The sequence below is a fragment of the Catellatospora sichuanensis genome (assembly GCF_007483665.1).
Taxonomy (GTDB): domain Bacteria; phylum Actinomycetota; class Actinomycetes; order Mycobacteriales; family Micromonosporaceae; genus Catellatospora; species Catellatospora sichuanensis.
In genome coordinates, this window is the sequence record NZ_VIQO01000027.1 from 154,722 (window position 1) to 175,695 (window position 20,974).

Below are 20,974 nucleotides of genomic sequence, written 5' to 3' on the forward strand. Positions count from 1 at the left end.
GCCTGTTCGTGGCCGTTGTGCCGACAGAGCTGTACCCGATCCAGCCGGCTTGTCAGCGTCGCGGGCCGTGGGCGGCTGCGGGCAACGGGGTTTCGTGCTGCTCGTCTCCGGCCGCCGCGTCGAGCGCGCGGGCGTCACGGCGGTTGGCGGCCAGGCTCGCGAGCGTGACGGTGACCAGCACGCCGATGATGACGCCCAGGGACAGCAGCGTCGGCACCTCCGGCAGCACCGGCCAGACCCCGTGCGCCCAGTGCAGCACCAGCTTGACGCCGATGAACGCGAGGATGAGCGCCAGGCCGTGGTTGAGGTAGCGCAGGCTGCTCAGCGCGTTGTGCAGCACGAAGTACAGCGCTCGCAGGCCCAGCAGGGCGAACGCGTTGGTGGCGAAGACGAGGTAGGGGTCCTCGGTCACGCCGTACACGGCGGGTACCGAGTCGACGGCGAACACCACGTCGGTCATGAAGACCGCGGCGACGACCAGCGCCATCGGGGTCAGCGCGCGCACGCCGCCGCGGCGCACCGTCAGGCGCGAGCCGTGGTACTCGTCGGTGACCGGCATGAACCTGCGCAGCAGCCGTACGCTGCGCATCCGGTCGATGTCGAGTTCGTGTGCGCCGCCGCGGAGCGCGTCGCGCAGCACCTTCCCCGCGGTGGCCAGCAGCACGCCGCCGAACAGCACGAACGCCCAGGTGCCCGTCTGCAGCACGGCGGCGCCGGCGGCGATGAACACCGCGCGCAGCACGAGCGCACCGACGATGCCGTACAGCAGCACCCGCTGGGCGAGCTGCGACGGCACCGCGAACGCGGCCAGCAGCAGCATGAACACGAACAGGTTGTCGACCGACAGGGACTTCTCGACGACGTACCCGGTGAAGAACTCGACCGCGGGCGTGCCGCCGAAGCGCCACCACACGAAGAATCCGAACGCGACCGGCAGCGCGAGGTAGAAGACGCTCCAGCCGACGGCCTCGCGCATGCTCACGGCGTGCGGGCGGCGCGTGATGAGGAAATCGACGGCGAGCAGCCCGAGCAGGACGAGGAGGGTGGCCGCCCACAGCCACGGGGTGCCGATGGTGGTCAGGGAGGAGGCAGCGGTTTCGCCAGGCATGCGGAGACTCCAGACGTATACGTCTGAGGTCTCCCTCACCCGCGAGACGCGGGCGACCGTCCGGGGCCGGATGGCCGGCCGTAATGACCGGAGCGGTCTGCTGAGGTACTCCCCTCGCAGTGGTCAGCGTACCGCTGCCGACTGTGAGTTTGCTGAGGGTGACCGGTGGGACGGATGTGCTTGCCGGGGCCGGGCAGGCCGGTGATCGTGGAAGGGGAACGTCGTTCGGAGGAGGCGACGATGATCGAGTTCATGATCACCTTGTTGCTGCTGGCGTGCGGGATCATCGCCGGGCTGGCGCTGATGGGCCCGCCGTACCGCGGCCCCGGCGAGGGCCGCCTGCGTCACCGCTGGCACTGATGCGGTGCGGTCAGGGTTTGACGGCGACGAAGCCGAACAGGTCCGGAACGGCTCCGCCACCGGCCTCGGCCACCCGTTCCAGGCGCAGGCCGGCAGCCATGACGGCGTTGAGCAGGTCGGCGAGCGGGATGTGCCAGCCGCCGACACGGGCGCGTACGCCGTGCGGGTTCCAGGTCTCGAAGGTGTGCTCACGCTCGGCATAACGTTCGTCGACGACGACCCGCGGCCGGCCGCTCCAGTCGGCGAACGCGCCGATGAAACACGGGTGCACGCCCAGGTGCACGAACCGGCCGCCGGTTCGCAGCACCCGCCCGATGTCGCGGATCACCGCGCCGTAGTCGGGCACGTCGGTGCTGGCCAGTACGCATACGGCGGCGGGCAGTGCGGCGTCGCCGAACGGCAGCGCCGTGGCGTCGGCCACGGCGGCGGGCAGCCGGTGCATGGCATGGCGTAGTTGCCCGGCGGACAGGTCCACGCCGACCGGTGTCCAGCCCAGACCCGCGACGGCGGGCACGTGCGCGCCCGTGCCGCAGCAGACGTCGAGGCAGATCCCGTCGCCGGGACCCAGCAGGTCGGCGATCGTGCCGTGTACCCGGCGCAGGTATTCGCCCGCGGCGGGTGACATGTAGTCGTTGTACCAGTCGGCATGCGCGTCGTACGCGGCGGTCGTTCCAGTCCCCATGCCGTCCGAGCCTAGGCAGGGGACCGCCGGGTGGCGGTCCCCGTTCGCTCAGGGCGTCAGGCGGCCCAGATGCGGTCGGCGTAGTCGAGGAAGTTGCGGCCCATGATCTTCTCGATCCGGGTGGAACTGAAACCGCGCTGCTCCATCAGCCGGATCAGTTTGTGGAACTGGTCCACGCCGCGCAGGTCCTCGACGAACGGGAACGTGTCGGCGCGCTCGCCGGCCGCGCCGACGCCCGCCGCCTGCCGGTGCGCCACGTGCTCGGCGAGCTGCGCCCGGTAGCCGTCGAGGTCGTCGATGGAGGTGACGGTGCCGTCGGTGCCGATGCCGACGAAGTCCTCACCGCACACGTCGACCGCGTGCGCGATGTGGTCGACGACGTCGGTGGCGCGGGCGTGGCCGGTGGCGTTGACGAACGGCATGAAGTAGATCCCGACGAAGCCGCCGCGCTCGGCGACCAGGCGCAGTTCCTCGTCGGTCTTGTTGCGCGGCAGGTCGACCAGGGCGCGGCAGCCGGTGTGGTTGATGGACACCGGCAGCTTCGCCGCGCGGGTGGCTTCCAGGCAGGTGTTCTCGCCGCTGTGCGACAGGTCGACCATGATCCGGCTTTCGCAGAGCGCCTCGACGACCTCGTGCCCGAACGCGGTGAGCCCCCGGTTCTGCGGGGCCATCGAGCCGTCGCCGATGTGGTTGGCCTGGTTGTAGGTCAGCTGGATGACGCGTACGCCCAGGTGGTGGAACTGGGCGACGCGGGTGGCGTCGTCGCCGACGGCGACGGCGTTCTGGAAGCCGTAGATGATGCCGACCTTGCCGTCGCGGTGTGCGCCGCGGATGTCGTCGGTGGTGAGCACCTTCACCAGTTCGGCGGGGTTGTCGGCGACGAAGCGGTCCCAGACCTCGATCTCGCGCAGGGTGTGGGCGTACGGCTCGGCGTCGCCCATGGTGTAGCCGAGGGTGATGTTGACCGCGGTCAGGCCGGAGGCGTGCGCGTCGGCGATGGTGCGCGCGTCGATGGTGAGGTCGTCGCTGTCCTGGACGAGCTTGTGCGCGGCGGCGAGGGAGTGCTCCGCGTTGGGATTGTCGAGGATGCCCAGCGCGTTGATGATCATGTAGTCGGTGCTCACTGCTCGTCCTTCCGGAAGTCGCCGCGGTCGAAGCGGCGGCCGCGCTTGACGGTGTACTCGATGCTGTCCAGGTTGGCCATGTCGGCGCGCGGGTCTCGGGCCAGCACGACGAAGTTGGCCAGCTTGCCCGCCTCGACGGTGCCCATGACGTCCTGCGCGCCCATGCTGATCGCGCCGACCAGCGTCGCGCAGCGGATGACCTCCTCGGCGGGGATGTCACAGCGGTCGGCCAGGAACGCCATCTCGGCGTGCAGGGACGGGAACGGGTGCGCGGGGTCGGTCTCGTAGTCGGTGCCCGTCGAGACCAGCACGCCCGCGCGGAACGCGTCGCCGGTCAGCTTCGCCGACAGCACGTCGTTGGCGAGCGCCCGTGCCTTGCCCTCGGCGTCGTCGGCGTTTTCGGCCATCCACGTCCACATGCTGCCGGTCGCGTCCAGCACGGTGCCGCGCTGGCGCATCAGCGCGTAGAGGGCGTCCAGGCGGGGGTCGCCGTCGCGCACCAGCCGCTCGACGTCCACCGGAGCTTTCGTCTTGTACGACGTCAGCGGCTCGTCCGCGGTCTCCTGGGCGAGCAGGGTCACGTGCGAGACGGCGTCCACGCCGGACGCGACGACCTGGGTGGGCGTCGCCGGGAACACCGCGGCGTGCGCCCACACCGCGATGCCCTGCCGCTTGGCCTCCGCGGTGATCGCCGCGACGGTCGCGCCGGGCAGCTCCGCGTACACCTTGATCGCCGTGGCGTGCGTGCCGCGGGCCATCGCGACCGCGAGGGGCAGGTCGGTCTCGTCGTCGATGGCCTGCATCCACGGCACGTGGCCGGGGGTGCCGCCCTGGGACACCTGCCAGGTGCGCGGGTCGTCGAAGAAGGTGGGCCCGGCCATCAGCGACGCGTAGTGGATGTCGGGGCCGGGGATCTCGCCGATCCGGGTGGCCCGGGTCAGATCGGCGATCTGGCGCAGGTCGTCGGCCATGTCACGGATCGCGGTGACGCCGCCGTACACCTGCCGGCGCAGCGCCGCCTCGGCGACCGGCCGGTTCGGCGGGGTGGCCAGGTGCTGGTGGGAGTCGATGAGGCCGGGGATCACGAACGCGCCGCCGACGTCGACCGTGGCCACGCCGTCGGGCACGGTGGCCGCCTCGTCCGGCACGACCTCGATGATCGCCTCGCCGTCGACCACGATCGTGGTGCCGGGGCGGGCCGGGCCCCCGGTGCCGTCGATGAGCGTCGCGTTGCGGTACGCGGTGACCGAGCCGGGCTCGGGCGGGGCGTACGGGGTCGGCGCGGGCTCGTCCACGTGGGCCATCGGTGCTCCCTTGTTACAACAGATGTAACGTCTGTATCGTTACCTGAAACGTCACTGCACTGTACCCCAGGAGGCGATCCGTGCCGAGATCCGCCAGCTCGGCGGTGGACAAGGCGCTCGACCTCATCGAGGCCGTCGCCCGCGCCGACCGACCGCTCCGGCTCGGTGAGCTGGCACAGGCCGTCGGCCTGCACCGTGCCACGGCCTACCGGGTGCTGCTCGACCTCGTCCGCCGTGGCTGGGTGCAGCGCGCCGGGGAGCACTACCTGCCCGGCTCCGTGGCGTTGCAGGTGTCCCGCGCGGCGGCGACGCGCTCGCTGGCCGCGCTGTGCCGTCCCACGCTCGAGGACCTCGCCGAGCGCACCGGGATGATGGTCAACCTGCAGGTCCTCGAAGCCGACCGGTCCCGCGTGATCGACGTGGTGCGCCCACCGCGCCTGGAGATGATCAGCGACCTGCGCGACGAGGCGCTGCCCGTGCACCGGTTCGCCGGGCCGCTCGCCCTGGTCGCCCAGCTCGACGACCAGGCCCGCGGGCCGTATCTGGCCGTCGCGCAGGCGGCCGGGCACCCGCTGGACGGTCCCGGCGGCCTGCTCGCCGACCTGACCCGGGTCCGCGAGACCGGGTTCGCCGTCGAGCACGGCCGCAACGACAAGGTGATCGGCTCGATGAGCCGGGCCGTCGTCGCACCGGGCGGCGCGCCGCTGTGCGCGGTCACCCTCGTCGGACCCGACGCCGAATTCGCCGAACCCCGCCTGTCCGAGCTGGCACGGGCACTCGCCGACGCCACCACCGCGCTGGCCGCCACCCTGACCGCGCCCGCGGCGACCGTTCCTGGCGCAACCGCGCCTTCGGTGACCGCGACCCCGGAGGCCGAACCCGCGGTCACCGAGCCCGCTGCCGGGGCGTTGCCCGCCGCAGCACCGCCCGACGAGCCGCAGGACGTTCGTGCGAAGCGAGCCGACCGGACCACCGCCACCCGCCCCGCCGTTGGGAGAAACCGCCGATGAATCACGTGCTCGTGCTGGACAAGGAGCAGACCCGGGGCGGGCTCGACCCGCTGCGGGTGCTGGAGGCGGTGTCGGTCGCGCTGGTCGCGCTCAGCCGGGGCGAGGTCTCCGCGCCGCCGCGGATCGCCGCGCAGGCACCGGGCGGGCTGCTCGGCGCGATGCCCGCCTATGTGCCCGGCGTCGGTCTCGCGGCCAAGCTGGTGTCCGTCTTCGCCACGCCGGGGCAGTCCGGCCGTAGCTCGCACCGAGGCCTGGTGGCGCTGTTCGACGAGCACGACGGCCGGGTGCGTGCACTGCTCGACGCCGAGCCGCTGACCGCCGTACGCACCGCCGCGTCGGCGACGCTGAGCATGCGGGCGCTGCTGCGGTTGCCCACCCGGATCGCCGTGATCGGCACGGGCGTGCAGGCCACCGCCCAGCTCGCCATGCTCGCGGCGCTCGACGCCACGATCCCGGTGGTCGTCGGCGGGCGGGACACCGCCCGTGCGGCGGAGCTGGCTGCGCGGCACCCCACGGCCGAGGCGGCGACCGTCGAGGCTGCGGTGCGCGACGCCGACGTGGTGTTCTGCTGCACCGGCGCGACCGAGCCGGTTTTCCCGCGGGCCTGGCTGCGCGAACACGCGCACGTCAGCTCGGTCGGCGGCTCGCACGGGCACGAACTGGACCCGGCCCTGGTCGCCGAGGCGGCACTGTTCGCGGAGTGGTCCGGAGCGGTGGCCGCACCGCCGCCCGCCGGGGCATACGAGCTGCAGGGCGTCGACCCGGCCCGGGTCACGCTGCTCGGCGCGGTGCTGGACGGCACCCACCCCGGCCGGGCGGGCCGGGGTGGGCTGACGGTGTTCAAATCGACCGGTCACGGCGCCCTCGACGTGGCCGCCGCCGCGGTCGTGCACGACTGGGCACGCGCCCATGGCGTCGGCACGGCCGTCGACATGTAGTCAGACGCCCGCGCCGACCAGCTCGCGGTTCGGGTCCAGCACGTACTTGCTGGCCGCGCCGTGGTCGAAGTCGGTGTAGCCCTTCGGGGCGTCGTCGATCGGCAGCACGGTGGCGTGCACGTTCTTGGCGATGTGCGTGCGGTCGTGCAGGATCGCCATCATCAGCTGCCGGTTGTACTGCTTGACCGGGCACTGGCCGGTGGTGAAGCTGTGCGACTTCGCCCAGCCCAGACCGATGCGTACCCGCAGGCTGCCGACCTTTGCCTCCTCGTCCTTGCCACCGGGGTCGCCGGTGACGTACAGCCCTGGAACACCCAGCCGGGCCGCCGGCCGGGCGATCGACATGATGTCGTTGAGCACGGTGGCGGGCTCCTCGCCGGCGTCCGCGCCGTGCCCGCGAGCCTCGAAGCCGACCGCGTCGACGGCGGCGTCGACCTCCGGGTCCCCGGTGATCTGCTCGATCATGTCGGCCAGGGCGGCGTCCGAGGTCAGGTCGACGGTCTCGCAGCCGAAGCTGCGGGCCTGGGCGAGCCGCTGCTCGTTGAGGTCGCCGACGATGACGACCGCCGCGCCGAGCAGGAACGCCGACGTGGCTGCCGCGAGCCCCACCGGCCCGGCCCCGGCGATGTAGACCGTGGAACCGGTGGTCACGCCCGCCGTGTAGCAGCCGTGGTATCCGGTCGGGAAGATGTCGCTCAGCATGGCCAGGTCCAGGATCTTCTCCTTGGCCCGATCCTTGTCCGGGAACTTCAGCAGGTTGAAGTCCGCGTACGGGACCAGCACGTACTGCGCCTGGCCGCCCAGCCAACCGCCCATGTCCACGTAGCCGTACGCCGCACCGGCGCGGGCCGGGTTGACGTTGAGGCATACGCCCGTGTGGCCCTCCATGCACATGCGGCACCGGCCGCAGGCGATGTTGAACGGCACCGAGCACAGGTCGCCGACCTTGATGAACTCGACGTCCGGTCCGGCCTCGACCACCTCGCCGGTGATCTCGTGGCCGAGCGTCTGCCCCTCCGGGGCGGTGGTGCGGCCGCGGACCATGTGCTGGTCGCTGCCGCAGATGTTGGTGGCGACGACCTTGAGGATCGCGCCGTGATTGATCTTGCGGTGCTGTTCCTGTAGTTCCAGCTTCGGGTAGTCGAGGTCTTCGACGCTGACGTGCCCGGGGCCCTGGTAGACGACGGTCTTGTTGCCCGGCATCGGTGCCCACCCCCTCGTTTAGCGGCACTCAGCTCTATTTTCCCAGTTCACGGCTGATCAATCATGATCGCGACGGAAAATCCGGTGGGGTTGCCGAGGCGTGCCGTCCATACTTGTCTCGATCTTCGACAGGCGGGGGACATGCGTACCAGCGAGCAGATCTACCACCGGGTGCGCTGGGATCCGCGGTTCGACCCGGAGCGCTTCGTGCTCGGCGTACGCCAGCGCGGGGCCGAGCCCAAGCGGGTGCCGCTGCCCGCGTTCGCGCCCGGCGGCGACATCCCGTGGCACCGGGTGCTGTTCATCGAGGCCGACGGGGTTCTCGTCTGGGACCGCGCCACCGGCATTGACCGCGTCGACACCTCCGGTGCGGGCCTGGTGCGCCACCACGGCCTGCTGCCCGCGCCGTTCTTCACACCGGGCACCCCGCACGCCTTTCAGCCGGGCCACGGCTGGCGTCCCGCGCCCACCCCGGAGCCCGGCGCGCCCGGCCGGCTGCGCCTGCTCACCTGGAACACGCTGTGGGACCGGTACGACAGCGACCGCATCGACACCGCCCGGCGGCGGCCACTGCTGCTGGCGGCCCTCCAGGCCGCCGACGCCGACGTCATCGCGCTCCAGGAGGCCGAGCCCGAACTGCTCGCGCTGCTGAGCACCGCGCCCTGGGTCCGCGCCGGGTACACCCTGAGCGCCGCCCCGGACGCCGCCGCCCCCGGTGGACTGGTGCTGCTCAGCCGGCTGCCCGTACGGGAGGCCGGCAGCCACCGGCTCGCCCCGCACAAGGCCGTCCTCGCCGTCGTGGTCGACACCGCGGCCGGGCCGCTGGCCGTCGCGGCGACGCACCTGAGCAGCGACCACTCGGCCGAGGGCGCGCGGCGGCGGCAGGACGAGCTGACCCGGCTCGCCGAGGGCCTGTCCGACATCAAGGCAGACCTGGTGCTGCTCGGCGACTTCAACGACGACGGCGCCGCGCCCACCGCGATGCTCGGCATGGACGACGCCTGGACGCAGGTGCACGGGCCCGGCGACGTCACGCCGACCTTCGACCCGGTCGTCAACCCGCTGGCGGCCGTGTCGTCGCTGTCTGGGGTCGCCCGGCGGCTGGACCGGGTCCTGCTGCGCGGCGGCGCGTCGGCCGTGGCAGCGGCGCTGGTCGGCGACCGGCCGCAGGCCGACGGGCTCTACCCGTCGGACCACTACGGCGTCGTGGTCGACCTGGCCTTCGCCGGGGCGGGGGAGAGCGACGTGCTCGACGTCGCACCGACCGCCCGGACCGCGCTGGCGTGGCTGCCGCCCGAGCGGGTGTGGCCGGCGGTCCAGGAACTGCGCCGCGTCCACGACCCGCAGTTCCACCGCTGGCCGCCGCACGTGAACGTGCTGTTCGGGTTCGTGCCCGAGTCGGACTTCGAGCGGGCCGCGCCGCTGCTGGCCGCGGCCGCCGCGCAGACGCCGCCGTTCCCCGCCCGGCTGCGCGGGGTGCACACGTTCGGCCATCGCGACGACGCGACGATCTGGCTCGACCCGGCCGCCGACGGGGACGCGCCGTGGATTCGGCTGTGGCAGGCGCTGCGGCAGCGTTTCCCGCGCTGCCGGGGCCGCGCCGAGGGCTTCACCCCGCACCTGAGCCTGGGCCGCAGCCGCGACCCGCAGCGCGTCGCCGCCGCCTGCGCCGCCCGGCTCGGCGAATCACGGGCGCAGGTCGGCGAGCTGGTGCTGCTGTCCCGGCGTGGCGACGAGCCGATGCGCCCGCGTGCCGTGCTGGCGCTCGGCACCGGCGACCTGCGCTGGCTGCCCGACCCGGCCTACCCGCAGGCCCCGATCGCCGGGCCGGGTGCGACTTTGTCGGCCGCCGCACCCGGCCGGGCCGCGTCGGTCGCGAGAGGCGGCGCAGCGCGGTCGGCGGCCAAGGACGACCCGGCCACGGCAGTCGCTGAGTTCGGCCCAGCAGGGTCGGCCGCCGAGGCTGACCTGGCTTCGTCGGTTGTCGAGCGGCTGGCGGCGGCGTTCGCGGAGGGCGTCGTGCACGTCACCGGGTCGCGGTGGATGGGCTGCGCCCTGCCCGGAGCCGACCTCGACCTGGTGGCGGCGCTGCCGGGGCGGGTCGACGGGGTCGACGTGACGGCCCGGGTGGCGGCCGCGCTGCCCGACGCCGACGCCGTGCGATCGGTGACCGGGGCACGGGTGCCCAGGGTGCGGCTGTCGGTCCGGGGCTTCGACGTCGACCTGGTGGTCGTCGGCACGGGCGGGCTCGATCCCGCCGAGGGGGTCGCCCGCCGCGCGGAGCTGGGGGAGGAGGCCGCCGTCGCGCTGAGCGCGGTCAGCGACGCCGACGCGGTACTCGCCGCGGTCGGCTCGCGTCACGCCGCGTTCGCGCTGCTCGCCCGGCAGGTGAAGGGCTGGGCAACGGCGAAGGGGCTCGACTCGGCCCCGTTCGGCGGGCTGCCCGGCCTGGCGTGGTCGGTGCTCGCCGCGCGGACCGTGCTCGGCGCACCGGTCGACGCCGCCGCCGAGGCGCTGCTGCAGCGCTTCTTCGCGGACTGGGCGGCCTGGGACTGGCGGCAGGCGGTGGCGCTGGGCGATGCGCCTGGCGGCGTACACCCTAGAGGGACCGTGCTGACCCCGACCGCGCCGGTGCGCAGCTGCGCCGAGCAGCTCGGACCCGGCGGGTTGGACCTGCTCGGTCAGGAGCTCTACCTGGCGTGGGAGGTGCTGGAGCAGGCGTCGAAGACCGGCACGGACCCGTGGCCGGTGCTCACCGAGCCGCCTCCGCTGCACCGCCGTCACGCGTCCTGGGCCGTGGTCGGCGTGCGGGCCGACGACGCCGAGACGCTCGGCCGGGTGCGCGGGCGGATGCGCGCGCTGCTCAGCCTGCTGGACGAGGCCGGGGCCACACAGGTGCACGCCTGGCCGCGGCCGTTCGGGACAGGCCCGGTGACCCGCTACGCCATCGGTCTCGGCCCGGCCGGGGTGGACCCGTCGCTGATCGCGGCCGTCGAGCGGTGGGCCGCCGACCTGCCCGGTGTCGAGGCCGCCCTGGTGGACAACGGGGCTGTGCCGACCCTGTGCTGACCCCGGCACTTGGCGGCGGCAGTCGGACCCGCCCGTTACCGACACCGGGCGGGCACCGCCGACCGCCGACCGCCGTCACCCGTGCACGACCACCACCGGGCAGGCGGCGTGATGCAGCAGAGCGTGGCTGGCCGAGCCCAGGACGAGGCTCGCGAAGCCGCCACGCCCGCGGCAGCCGACGACGACCAGTTCGGCCCCGGCCGATTCGGTGATCAGCGTCCGGGCCGCCGAGTCCCGGCGCAGCACCTTGCGCACCGGCACGTCCGGATAACGCGACACCCATGGCGCGATCGCGTCGTTGAGCACCATCCATGCCTTGACCTCGTACGCGTCCTCCTCGGACAGCCCGGCGGTGGCCTCGGGCAGCGATCCGCGCCAGGCGTGCACGACGGTCAACCCGGTCCGGCGCAGCCGGGCCTCCTCGAAGGCGACCCGGGCCGCGGCGGCCGAGCGGGGCGAGCCGTCGGTGCCGAGCACGATGCGTCCCTGCTCGCCGGCGTCCGCGGCCCGCGGGCGCACCACGGCCACCGGGCACGCGGCGTGCATCGCGGTCTGCAGACTCGTCGAGCCGAGGAGCAGGTCGTGGAAGCCCCCGTGCCCGCGGCTGCCCACCACCAGCATGGTGGCGTCCGCAGCCGCGCGGATCAGCCCGTGCGCGGCACCGTCGCAGACGACGGCGGCGGTGGCGGGCACCTGCCGGTCGGCGATCAACTCCTTGGCGCGGGCGAGCAGATCCGCGCCGAAGCAGGTCACGTCGTCGGTGAGGTAGCCGTACGCGCCGCGCGGCCCGGGGGAGTCGACGACGTGGACGAGTCTGAGGGGAACGTGGCGCAGCCGGGCCTCGTCGGCCGCCCAGCGGAGCGCCAGGTCGGCAGACGTCGAGCCGTCCACGCCGACGACGATCGGGGCGGGAAGCGGGGTGTGCATGGGTCACCTCCGGCGGTGTCGGAACCTGTGGCCGATCCGCAGCGGCTGCGCCGTCTCCATCCTATGTGTCCTCGCAGCTCATGACATGGGTCGCCGGCACAGGCCCGCCACCGACGGCGGGCCTGTGCCGGGCGTGCTCAGAGCTCGGCCACCCAGTACGGGCTGATTTCGATCCACCCGTTGGCGGCGGCGCCGTTGAGGCGGCCGCTGCTCGCGGTGGACAACGTGTACCAGGAGTCGACGTAGTCGGGGTCGTCGGTCCACCAGGAGGACGGGATGGCCGACAGGATCGCGTCGACCAGCGGGATGTATGCCCCCACGTCGGCGATCGTCAGCAGCACCGCGGCGATCGCCTGGGCGAGCTGCTGGTAGTTGGTGTCGCCGTCGTCCTCCATCATCACCACGTCGGCGAGGTTGTACTTGTAGGCGGAGAAGTGGACCAGCAGCTGGTTCGGGTGGTAGGTGGTGCCGTCGTTGTCCAGGTAGGGCAGCTGCACGATGTCGACCTTGGGTGTGCCGTCGAGCCCGAAGCCGCCGACGATGCTGTAGATCTCGGCCGCGCCCTTGATCCAGGGTTCCTGGTCGTCGGACAGCCGGACCGCGTTCAGCTTGGTGGCCCAGTAGCCGCCGCTCGCCCGTGCGGCGGGGGCGGCGGCGCCGGTGACGCCCCGCTGGGCGAGCGCCTGCCGGACGACGTCCAGGCCGGCCGGCAGTGCCTTGGCGACGTCCACCTCGACGACGATCACGGGGCGGGCGGGGACGCGTGTCGGGTCGAGCAGCACGCGGCGGCCGCTCGGCTCGTAGGAGATGACCGCCGCCGCCTCCGCCGTGTCGTCGTCGGATGGTGCGGCGGCGACCAGCGGGATCGCGCCCGCAGTGAGGACGGCGGACATGGTGCCGGCGGCCAGCCGGGCCCGGACCAGGGAGCCAGCGGACTCGGGCAGGCCCTTGGCGGCGCGTACGGCCCGATCGGCGGTGCGCACCTGGGCGGTGAGGGCAGTGTCGGCCCGCAGCGTGGACAGGTCGACGGGGCCTGCCTGCAGTGCGGAGACCAGCGGGCGGCGCGCGGCCGGGTCGGTCAGCGAGGCGGCGACCTGACGGGCGAGCGTGTCCAGGGCCGTCGCCACCCCGGTCGGTGCGGTCGCGAGTGGGGCGGTGGCCGGGTGAGGGGCGGTCTGCTCGGGGACGTGGGCGGTGGCCGGAGCCGCTGCGAGCACGGCGGCCACCGTGACGCAGGCAGGCAGGACGAGATGGCGCAGGCGCGATGGGCGCATGACGTCTCCTTCGCATCCGATCCCGCGTTCGTGGCGCAGGATCTCATGTATCTCAATGGATGCGGTACATATTGGATCGTCGTGCGCGCGATGGCAAGGCCTGTCGATCTTGTGCGCGAGGAGTTCGGCCCGTGTTCACGCGGCCGGCCGGAAGTCCGCGCGGTCGCGGTGCTGTCCGCGTAGCTCATACGGCGGCCGCCGTGGAGCACGGCGCCTTCTGCGACGCATTGGTCGTCGCCGAGATCCACGGGCCGCCAAATGGGCCTTGACCTGCGAGAACGCGGCGTGTCAGGTGGCCGATCTCGTTACCACTCCGCATACGCTTCGCATCGGGCCAGGGGCAGACTGGCTTGCCAACGTACGAACAGCGTACGAGCTACGGGGGGTCAACCAAACCATGAATACCGCTGTCTTGCGCTCCGCAAAAGCGGGGGCAATCCTGACGACGCTGGGCTTGAGCGTGGGTCTCATGGCCGGCGTCGCGGAGGCCCGGCCACCGCGCACCCACCAGTGCATCAGTCCCATCTTCTTCGGAGGGAGCGAGCAATGGAGGGATCTCAATCAGCGCTACGACGTCCGCGAACGCATCATCGGCCCTCCTGCGCCCGCGACCGACGATATCCCTGACCCCCCCGGCGGGCCTGGCTGCCGCACGGCGCTGGCCGGGGAACGGTGGGTCCGGGCCGTCCCGCCCTGGCTCACGGCGACGGAGACCGAACGGACCGCTTTCCTCACCAACTTCAAGAGCGCCCGCTATGTGATCGACGCCGGGACCGCGAAAGAGCGGTCCATCACGGTGGGCCCGGAAGTCTTGCAATCCGGGACGGTTCCCGGTGATGTGCTGCCGCCGGAGACCCGAGACCTGCCCTACGTCGTACCCGTGTCTCCTGTCTTTCATCCGCTTCGCCCAGGCACGCACACCAGCACCCTCTTCGTGACCATGGACGAAAGGGTCTGCACCGGCCGCGGGCCCGCCCCGGGCCTCAGCGCGGACTGTCTGGAAGCAGGCGAATCCGAGTACCCCATCATCGACAACGGGCCTTTCATCGTTCTACCTGGCCACTACCAACCCGCTCCCGACACCACAGCCATGGGCGAGCGCTGAGTCAGGCGTGCACAGGGCCGGGTCGGCATCTCGCCGGCCCGACCCGCCCGACCGGTGAAGGGCCCTCAGAACGTTTCTGAGGGCCCTTCACCGCGAGTTCCGCAGTTCGTGGGTTCGCGCTGGTCGGTGAAAGTGCCCTTCCTGCGGTCAGCCCTTGACGCAGACGACCTGCTTGAGGCGTGCCACGACGGTGACCAGGTCGGACTGCTGGGCCATGACCTCGTCGATGTCCTTGTAGGCGGCGGGGATCTCGTCGACCACGCCGTTGTCCTTGCGGCACTCGACGCCCTTGGTCTGCTCGGCCAGATCGCGGGTGTTGAAGCGGCGGCGCGCCTCGTTGCGGCTCATCCGGCGGCCCGCGCCGTGCGAAGCCGACTGGAGCGCCGCCGCCGAGCCGAGGCCCTGCACGATGAACGACGACGCGCCCATCGAGCCCGGGATGATGCCGAAGTCGCCCGCGCCGGCGCGGATCGCGCCCTTGCGGGTGACCAGCAGCTCCTGCCCGTCGTGCGTCTCCTCGGCCACGTAGTTGTGGTGGCAGGAGATCTCCGGCTCGAACGCGACCTTCTTGAACTGCTTGCGCACCACCTCGCGCAGCAGCGCCATCATCACCGCCCGGTTGCGCCGGGCGTAGTCCTGCGCCCAGAACAGGTCCCGGCGGTACGCCTCCATCGTCGGCTCGCCGGCGACGAAGACGGCCAGGTCCGGGTCCGGCAGGTCGGCGTTGTGCGGCAGGTCCTTGGCCTTGGCGATGTGGTACTGGGCCAGCTCGTTGCCCACCCCGCGGGAGCCCGAGTGCAGCATCAGCCAGACCCGGTCCTCGCCGTCGAGGCACACCTCGATGAAGTGGTTGCCGCCGCCGAGCGTGCCCAGCTGCTGCATCACCCGGCCCTTGCGGCGCTGCACGTGCTGGGCCGACAGGTCGTCGAAGTCGGTCCAGAACCGGTGCCAGCCGCGCAGGCCGGTGGCGAGGTGGTCCACGTCGACCGAGTGCTGGTGCAGGCCCATGCCGACCGGCACGGCCTTCTCGATGGCCGAGCGCAGCTTGGCCAGGTCGTCCGGCAGGTCGCGCCCCCGCAGCGAGGTGAGCTGCGCGGTCATGCCGCAGCCGATGTCCACGCCGACGGCGGCCGGAGCCACCGCGCCGCGCATGGCGATGACCGAACCCACCGTCGCGCCGATGCCGACGTGCACGTCGGGCATCACCGCGACGGCGTGCGTCCACGGCAGCGCGGCGACGTTGCGGAGCTGGTCCATGGCGCGCCCGTCCACGGTCGCGGGATCGGCCCACAGCCGCAGCGGCGCAGCGGTGTCGCTGATGGTCTGGAATGGCATGTCGGTGTTCCCCCGTCTTCGGTGCCGACGAGGAGTGTGCCGAGCCGGGGGCCGTCTGGCCACTCAATATCATTGTCCCGCTCGCCGGGCTGGTCCGGCCAGTGACGGGTCAGTCCGCGGTGGGCTCGCCGTAGGCCACGGCACGGCCGGTGCGCAGGCAGGCGGCCAGCCAGCAGGCCCAGCGGTGTACGGCGCGCTGTGACTCGATCCCCATCATCAGCACCGCGTAGTTGCCGAACCGGGGATGGGCCGGCTCGTCCTGGCCGGCGGCCCGCATACGCTCCGCGTCCTGCTGGTACTCGGCGAGCACACGCGTCGACCGGTCGGCGAGATCGGCGTACAGGGCGGCCATGGCGGCGGGGTCGGCGCTGGTGGCGGCGTACGCCTTCAGCGTGATCTCGCTACGTGGCTGAGCCGTCGGCGGGATCACGAGCCACGCGCGCAGGGCGGCCAGCCCTGCCGCGGTGACGGCGTAGGTCTTCTTCGCCCGGGGGCCCGGCCCTGCCTGCTCGACGGAGTCGACCCAGCCCGCCGCTGCCAGTCGGGCCAGCTCGGGGTAGATCTGGCTGTGCCGGGCCGTCCAGAAATGCCCCAGCGGGGCCTTGACCTGCTGGGTCAGCTGGTAACCGGTCGCCGGGCCGCGGGTGAGCAGGGACAGCAGCGCGTAGCCCAGCGTCGAGCCGGCTGTCGTTGCCGAATCGTCACCCTCGACCGCCGCCATGCGGCCTCCTCACTATGTAACTTCTGACATGTCAACTCTGACATAGGGGGTTCCCGTGAAGCGCGTCCTCGCCCTGCTCGGCATCGTCACCGTACTCACCGCCTGTAGCCCCGCCGCGCCGACGCCGCCCGCGGCGAGCCCGAGCCCGGCCCTCAGCCTGCCGCCGGACCAGCCCGGACCCGGCGACCACCACCTCGCGATCGCGCACGGCGGCGTGAAACGCGACTACGCGCTGCACGCGCCGCCCGGATACCAGCGGGGGCGGTCCCTGCCGCTCGTGCTGGTGCTGCACGGGCAGCCCGGCAACAGCGCCGGCGCGGCGGGGCAGAGCGGCATGAGCCCGCTCGCGGACAAGGCCGGTTTCCTCGTCGCCTACCCGCAGGGCGAGGGAGGCAAGTGGACCCCCGGCACCGCCGGTGATCCCACCAGCGGAGACGTCGGATTCGTCGCCGCGCTCGTCGACCACCTCGTGTCCACCTGGGACGCCGACCGCAAACGGGTCTACGTGGCCGGCTTCTCGGCCGGTGCCGCATTCAGCTACCGCCTGGCCCGCGAGCTGCCCGGCCGTTTCGCCGCGATCGCGCCGGTCAGCGGCCGGATGGACACCGTGGCCGCGTGGACCGCGCCGCTCGGCACGGGCAACCCGGTGTCGGTGCTGACGTTCCAGGGCGGACAGGACATGCTCTCGCCCGCCTGGAGCACGACCAACGCCTCCTGGCGGGAGGCCGCGGGCTGCGGCGCGCCGACGGTCACCCCGATCGCCAACGCCCGCGGCCAGGCCGAGCGCCGCGTGTCCCGCTGCGCCAACGGCGGCGAACACGTGGTCTACGCGCTGCCGCTGATGGCGCATGAGTGGCCCGACGCGCGGGAGCACCCGGTGGACGCGAGCAGCGTGATCGTCGAGTACTTCGCGCGGCACAGCCTGCCGTGACGGCACGTGCTGCCCGGTCGGGTCGAGCATCGTCGCCCGCGCCCCGGCCGTGGCGGCTGCACCAACAGAGCCGCCACGGCCGGGCGTTCGGCGGTCAGGTCAGTCGGAGAGCCGGCCATGCGCCGACGACGTCGAGCGCCTTCCACGTCGCCGTGAGCATCCGCGGCCGGAGCTCACTTGACTTCGCGGCGGGCGACCCGGACCAGGCCGAGCACCAGCGGCAGCACGATCCAGACCGCGACCGAGGTGCCCAGCCGGGCCCAGTCGCGCCCGGACATCACCGGTTCCAGCAGCAGACCCGAGGTGACCGACAGGTCCAGCCATTGCGCCGGGCGGGCCAGCGCGGTGACCATCTCGCCGAGGATGCTCCACGCGATCGGCAGCACGAAGTACAGCACGATCGCCAGTGCCGAGTTCAGCAGCAGCATGCCGAAGGCCACGCCGAGCAGCACGTTGACGACCAGGAACAGGCCCGCCTTGCCCAGCGCCGCCGCGGGCAGGTGCCACGGGTCGGACCCGCCCGCGAACGGCAGCGCCGCCGCGGTCGCGGCCAGGCAGGCGGCGTACGCCAGCACCGCCAGTGCCAGCGCCGCGAGCACCTTCGCCGCCGCGACCCGTATCCGCCGCGGCACCAGCGCGTACGTGGTGAGCGTGGTGCGCTGGGACCACTCGCTGGTGACCGACAGCACGCCGAGCACCGGCAGCAGCACCGCCGCGGGCAGCACGGTCGGCCCCAGCAGGCCCACGAAGTCGAACTCGGGAGCGTCGGCGGTGAGCGACAGCACCGTGACGACGGCTGCGGCGAGCAGTCCGACGATCGCCAGCAGCCAGGCGCCGGATCGGGTGTCGGCCATCTTGCGCAGCTCGACGGCGGTCAGCCGCCACAGCGGGATGGGGGAGAAGGACGGGGTCGCCACGGCGGCAGTGTCGCGGACGGGGGCGGTGACGGTCATCGGGCGGTCCCTTCGGGGGCGGTGGTGCCGTTGGTGAGGCTGAGGAACATCTCCTCCAGGCCGCGGGCCCGGCCGGGCTGCAGCTCCAGCAGCACCACGCCCGCGGCGGCGGCGGCCCGGCCGACGGCCTCGGCCGCGGCGTCGACGAGGACCGCGCCACCGTCGGCGGGGGCCGTGGCCAGCCCGGCCGCGGCGAGCGCGGCGCGCAGTGCGGCGGGGTCGAGGGCGCGTACCCGCATCCCGGCGCCGGAGAGCAGCTCGTCCTTGGCGCCCTGGGCGACCACCCGCCCGTTACCGATCATGACGAGCCGGTCGGCGACCGCCTCGACCTCGCGCAGCAGGTGCGAGGAGAGCAGGACCGTGCCGCCACGGTCGGCGAAGTCGCGCAGCAGGCCGCGCATCCAGAAGATGCCCTCGGGGTCCAGGCCGTTGGCGGGCTCGTCGAGGATCAGCGCCCGGGGCTCGCCGAGCAGGGCCTGGGCCAGGCCGAGGCGCTGGCGCATGCCCAGGGAGTAGTCGCCGACCCGCTTGCGCGCGGCCGCGGCGGGCAGGTCGACCCGCGCCAGCAGCTCGCCGACCCGGCTGGTGGGCACCCGGAGCAGCTTCGCGGCCAGGGTGAGCGTCTCCCGGCCGGTGCGGCCCGGGTGCTGGGCGGAGGCGTCCAGCAGGATGCCGACCTCGCGGCCCGGGTTCGGCAGCTGCCGGTAGGGCCGGCCGGCGACGGTGGCGTGGCCGCCGGTGGGCGGGGTGAGACCGCAGATCATCCGCATGGTGGTGGACTTGCCGGCCCCGTTCGGGCCGAGGAAGCCGGTGACGGTGCCGGGCGTGCAGCGGAACGACACGTCGTCGACGGCCGTCTGCGCGCCGTAGCGCTTGGTGAGATGCGCGACTTCGATCATGCGTACCAGCCTGGCGGGCGCGCGACCCGGTGCGCAGCGGCCGCAGGGCGACGATCGCGGACTTTGGTCGACGGCAGGCGTAGACCAAAGTCGGTACCCGCCCGACCAGGCCGCACGTACCCTGGGAGCCACCATGACGACCGCCGCCACCCCCGCCCACCCCGCGCGCCTGCTGCGTCAGCTGCTGCCGGGCGACCTGCACCCGGACGGCGTCGCGCGGCGGCGCACCGCCCGGGACTGGGCGGTGGACGTCGGCTGCTTCGTCACCGCGGTGCTCATCGGGCTGTCCTTGTACGACCTGGAGGCAGCCGAGGGCGTGGTGCCCGAACTGATCCGGTTCGCCGATCTGGTCGCCGGCGGGGTGCTGTGCGTCGCCCTGTTCTGGCGGCGCCGTTTCCCGCTCGCGCTGGCGGTGGCGACGGCGGTGGCCGGTGCCTTCTCGCCGCTGTCGGGCGGGGCAGCCGTGGTCGCCCTGATCACACTCGGCGCGCGGGGGCGGCTGGGCGCGGTGCTGGCGGTCAGCGCGACCCATGCCGTGCTGTCGCTGCCGTACCTGCACCTGTATCCGGACCGGGAGCTGTCGTTCTGGCCCTCGGTGGCGTGGACCTGGTTGTTGCTCGCGGTGATCACCGCGTGGGCGCTGGTGGTCGGGGCACGGCGGCAGCTGGTGCACTCGCTGCGGGAGCGGGCCGTGCGCGCCGAGGCGGAGCAGGAGCTGCGCATGGCACAGGCCCGCCAGCTGGAGCGCACCCGCATCGCGAGGGAGATGCACGACGTGCTGGCGCATCGGATCTCGCTGCTCAGCCTGCACGCGGGGGCGCTGGAGTTCCGGCCGGACGCCTCGCCCGAGGAGATCGCGCGCGCAGCGGGCGTCATCCGTGACAGCGCCCACCAGGCCCTGCAGGACCTGCGCGCGGTCATCGGCGTGCTCCGGGCGCCCGACGAGTCCGTGGACGAGCCCCAACGACCCCAGCCCACCCTTTCCGACCTGCCCGAGCTGGTCGCCGAATCGCTGTCGGCGGGGATGCGGGTGCGGCTGACACAGCTGCTGCCCGATCCGGCCGAGCTCCCCGCGCACGCCGGGCGGACCGCCTACCGCGTGGTGCAGGAGGGGCTGACCAACGCCCGCAAGCACGCCCCCGGGGCCGCCGTGCAGGTGGCGGTCGCGGGTGAACCCGAACGCGGCCTCACCGTCGAAGTGCTCAGCCGGGCGCCGCTGGGTGGCGCGGGCACCCCCGCCTCCGACATCCCGGGCACCGGCACCGGCCTGGTCGGCCTCGCCGAGCGGGTGTCGCTGGCCGGTGGGCGGATCGAGCACGGACGAACCCCGGCGGGCGACTTCCGGCTGTGGACCTGGCAGCCGTGGCCGGCGTGATCCGGCTGCTGATCGTCGACGACGATCCGCTGGTGCGCGCGGGCCTGTCGATGATGCTGGCCGGGCTGGACGACCTGCGGGTCGTCGGCGAGGCAGCCGACGGCACCGAGGTGCCCGCGGCGGTGGCCGCGCACGCACCGGACATCGTGCTGATGGACATCCGCATGCCGCGCCTGGACGGGCTCACCGCCACCGAGCAGCTGCGCCGCCGCCCGGACGCGCCGGACGTGGTCGTGCTGACCACCTTCGACGCCGACGAGCAGGTGCTGCGGGCGCTGCGGGCCGGGGCCAGCGGCTTCCTGCTCAAGGACACGCCGCCCGCGGAGCTGGTGCGGGCGCTGCGCCGGGTCGCGGCGGGGGAGCCGATGCTGTCGCCGTCGGTCACCCGCCGGCTCATCGACCAGGTCACCGCGGGCACGGCCGGGGTCCGCGCGGCCCGAGGGCAGCAGCTGCTGGGCCGGCTGACCGAGCGGGAGCGGGAGGTGGCGGCGGCGATCGGGCAGGGCCTGTCGAACGCCGAGATCGGCGCGCTCCTGCACATGAGCGTGGCCACGGTCAAGGCGTACGTGTCGCGCCTGCTGGCGAAGCTGGAGCTGAACAACCGGGTGCAGATCGCGCTGCTGGCCCACGACACGGGCCTCACACCGTGAACGCGG

At 73.2% G+C, this 20,974-nt stretch carries 18 protein-coding genes; 7 read left to right on the forward strand and 11 right to left on the reverse strand.

Features of this window, described 5'->3' with window-relative positions; genetic code table 11:
• Window positions 1–52: 52 nt before the first annotated feature.
• From FLL47_RS33585 to FLL47_RS33600, 4 genes are all read right to left on the reverse strand, one after another.
• Complete coding sequence (locus FLL47_RS33585; protein ID WP_144126661.1) at window positions 53–1,108, reverse strand: TerC family protein; 1,056 nt, start codon at window positions 1,106–1,108, stop codon at window positions 53–55.
• Between the two features lie 370 nt (window positions 1,109–1,478).
• Entirely contained in the window at window positions 1,479–2,150 is a 672-nt protein-coding gene (locus FLL47_RS33590) for a class I SAM-dependent methyltransferase (RefSeq protein WP_144126662.1), read from the reverse strand.
• Between the two features lie 56 nt (window positions 2,151–2,206).
• Window positions 2,207–3,274 carry a dipeptidase gene (locus FLL47_RS33595; RefSeq protein WP_222106309.1) on the reverse strand — a complete coding sequence of 356 codons (1,068 nt, stop codon included), beginning with the start codon at window positions 3,272–3,274 and terminating at the stop codon, window positions 2,207–2,209.
• Entirely contained in the window at window positions 3,271–4,578 is a 1,308-nt protein-coding gene (locus FLL47_RS33600) for an amidohydrolase family protein (RefSeq protein ID WP_144126663.1), read from the reverse strand. The genes FLL47_RS33595 and FLL47_RS33600 overlap by 4 nt, the downstream gene beginning before the upstream one ends.
• Before the next feature lie 80 nt (window positions 4,579–4,658).
• On the opposite strand from FLL47_RS33600, the gene FLL47_RS33605 reads away from it, so the two are divergent.
• Both FLL47_RS33605 and FLL47_RS33610 read left to right on the forward strand, forming a co-directional pair.
• On the forward strand, window positions 4,659–5,588 hold the full coding sequence (locus FLL47_RS33605) for an IclR family transcriptional regulator (RefSeq protein WP_222106310.1): 930 nt from the start codon (window positions 4,659–4,661) through the stop codon (window positions 5,586–5,588).
• A complete protein-coding gene (locus FLL47_RS33610) occupies window positions 5,585–6,526 on the forward strand; it encodes an ornithine cyclodeaminase family protein (protein ID WP_144126664.1) in 942 nt (313 codons plus the stop codon). The genes FLL47_RS33605 and FLL47_RS33610 overlap by 4 nt, the downstream gene beginning before the upstream one ends.
• Here the strand turns inward: FLL47_RS33610 and fdhA are convergent, their stop codons facing one another.
• On the reverse strand, window positions 6,527–7,729 hold the full coding sequence (gene fdhA / locus FLL47_RS33615; protein WP_144126665.1) for a formaldehyde dehydrogenase, glutathione-independent: 1,203 nt from the start codon (window positions 7,727–7,729) through the stop codon (window positions 6,527–6,529). It lies immediately after the preceding gene.
• A gap of 141 nt (window positions 7,730–7,870) precedes the next feature.
• Here fdhA and FLL47_RS33620 point away from each other — a divergent pair, with 141 nt between their 5' ends.
• A complete protein-coding gene (locus FLL47_RS33620) occupies window positions 7,871–10,798 on the forward strand; it encodes a poly(A) polymerase (RefSeq protein ID WP_144126666.1) in 2,928 nt (975 codons plus the stop codon).
• Window positions 10,799–10,873: 75 nt separating this feature from the next.
• On the opposite strand, the gene FLL47_RS33625 is transcribed toward FLL47_RS33620, so the two are convergent.
• Both FLL47_RS33625 and FLL47_RS33630 read right to left on the reverse strand, forming a co-directional pair.
• A complete protein-coding gene (locus FLL47_RS33625; RefSeq protein WP_144126667.1) occupies window positions 10,874–11,725 on the reverse strand; it encodes a universal stress protein in 852 nt (283 codons plus the stop codon).
• A 137-nt stretch (window positions 11,726–11,862) separates the two neighbouring features.
• Window positions 11,863–12,999: a DUF3103 family protein gene (locus tag FLL47_RS33630; protein ID WP_144126668.1), complete on the reverse strand. Its 1,137-nt coding sequence runs from the start codon at window positions 12,997–12,999 to the stop codon at window positions 11,863–11,865.
• A 397-nt stretch (window positions 13,000–13,396) separates the two neighbouring features.
• Between FLL47_RS33630 and FLL47_RS33635 the strand changes: the two genes are divergently transcribed.
• Window positions 13,397–14,104, forward strand: a complete 708-nt coding sequence (locus tag FLL47_RS33635; protein WP_144126669.1) for a hypothetical protein — start codon at window positions 13,397–13,399, stop codon at window positions 14,102–14,104.
• Window positions 14,105–14,251: 147 nt separating this feature from the next.
• Here FLL47_RS33635 and FLL47_RS33640 read toward each other — a convergent pair whose 3' ends face one another.
• Both FLL47_RS33640 and FLL47_RS33645 read right to left on the reverse strand, forming a co-directional pair.
• Window positions 14,252–15,439 carry an RtcB family protein gene (locus tag FLL47_RS33640; protein WP_144126670.1) on the reverse strand — a complete coding sequence of 396 codons (1,188 nt, stop codon included), beginning with the start codon at window positions 15,437–15,439 and terminating at the stop codon, window positions 14,252–14,254.
• 109 nt (window positions 15,440–15,548) lie between these two features.
• Complete coding sequence (locus tag FLL47_RS33645; protein ID WP_144126671.1) at window positions 15,549–16,160, reverse strand: PadR family transcriptional regulator; 612 nt, start codon at window positions 16,158–16,160, stop codon at window positions 15,549–15,551.
• A 55-nt stretch (window positions 16,161–16,215) separates the two neighbouring features.
• Between FLL47_RS33645 and FLL47_RS33650 the strand changes: the two genes are divergently transcribed.
• Window positions 16,216–17,091, forward strand: coding sequence for a CE1 family esterase (locus FLL47_RS33650; protein WP_144126672.1), 876 nt, complete (start codon window positions 16,216–16,218; stop codon window positions 17,089–17,091).
• A gap of 173 nt (window positions 17,092–17,264) precedes the next feature.
• Here FLL47_RS33650 and FLL47_RS33655 read toward each other — a convergent pair whose 3' ends face one another.
• Complete coding sequence (locus tag FLL47_RS33655) at window positions 17,265–18,044, reverse strand: ABC transporter permease (protein WP_144126673.1); 780 nt, start codon at window positions 18,042–18,044, stop codon at window positions 17,265–17,267.
• Entirely contained in the window at window positions 18,041–18,943 is a 903-nt protein-coding gene (locus FLL47_RS33660) for an ABC transporter ATP-binding protein (protein WP_144126674.1), read from the reverse strand. Before FLL47_RS33660 ends, FLL47_RS33655 begins: the two co-directional genes overlap by 4 nt.
• A 133-nt stretch (window positions 18,944–19,076) precedes the next feature.
• Between FLL47_RS33660 and FLL47_RS33665 the strand changes: the two genes are divergently transcribed.
• Together FLL47_RS33665 and FLL47_RS33670 are read left to right on the forward strand one after the other, a co-directional pair.
• Complete coding sequence (locus FLL47_RS33665; protein ID WP_144126675.1) at window positions 19,077–20,318, forward strand: sensor histidine kinase; 1,242 nt, start codon at window positions 19,077–19,079, stop codon at window positions 20,316–20,318.
• Window positions 20,297–20,968: a response regulator gene (locus FLL47_RS33670; protein WP_425457786.1), complete on the forward strand. Its 672-nt coding sequence runs from the start codon at window positions 20,297–20,299 to the stop codon at window positions 20,966–20,968. The genes FLL47_RS33665 and FLL47_RS33670 overlap by 22 nt, the downstream gene beginning before the upstream one ends.
• Window positions 20,969–20,974: the final 6 nt, after the last annotated feature.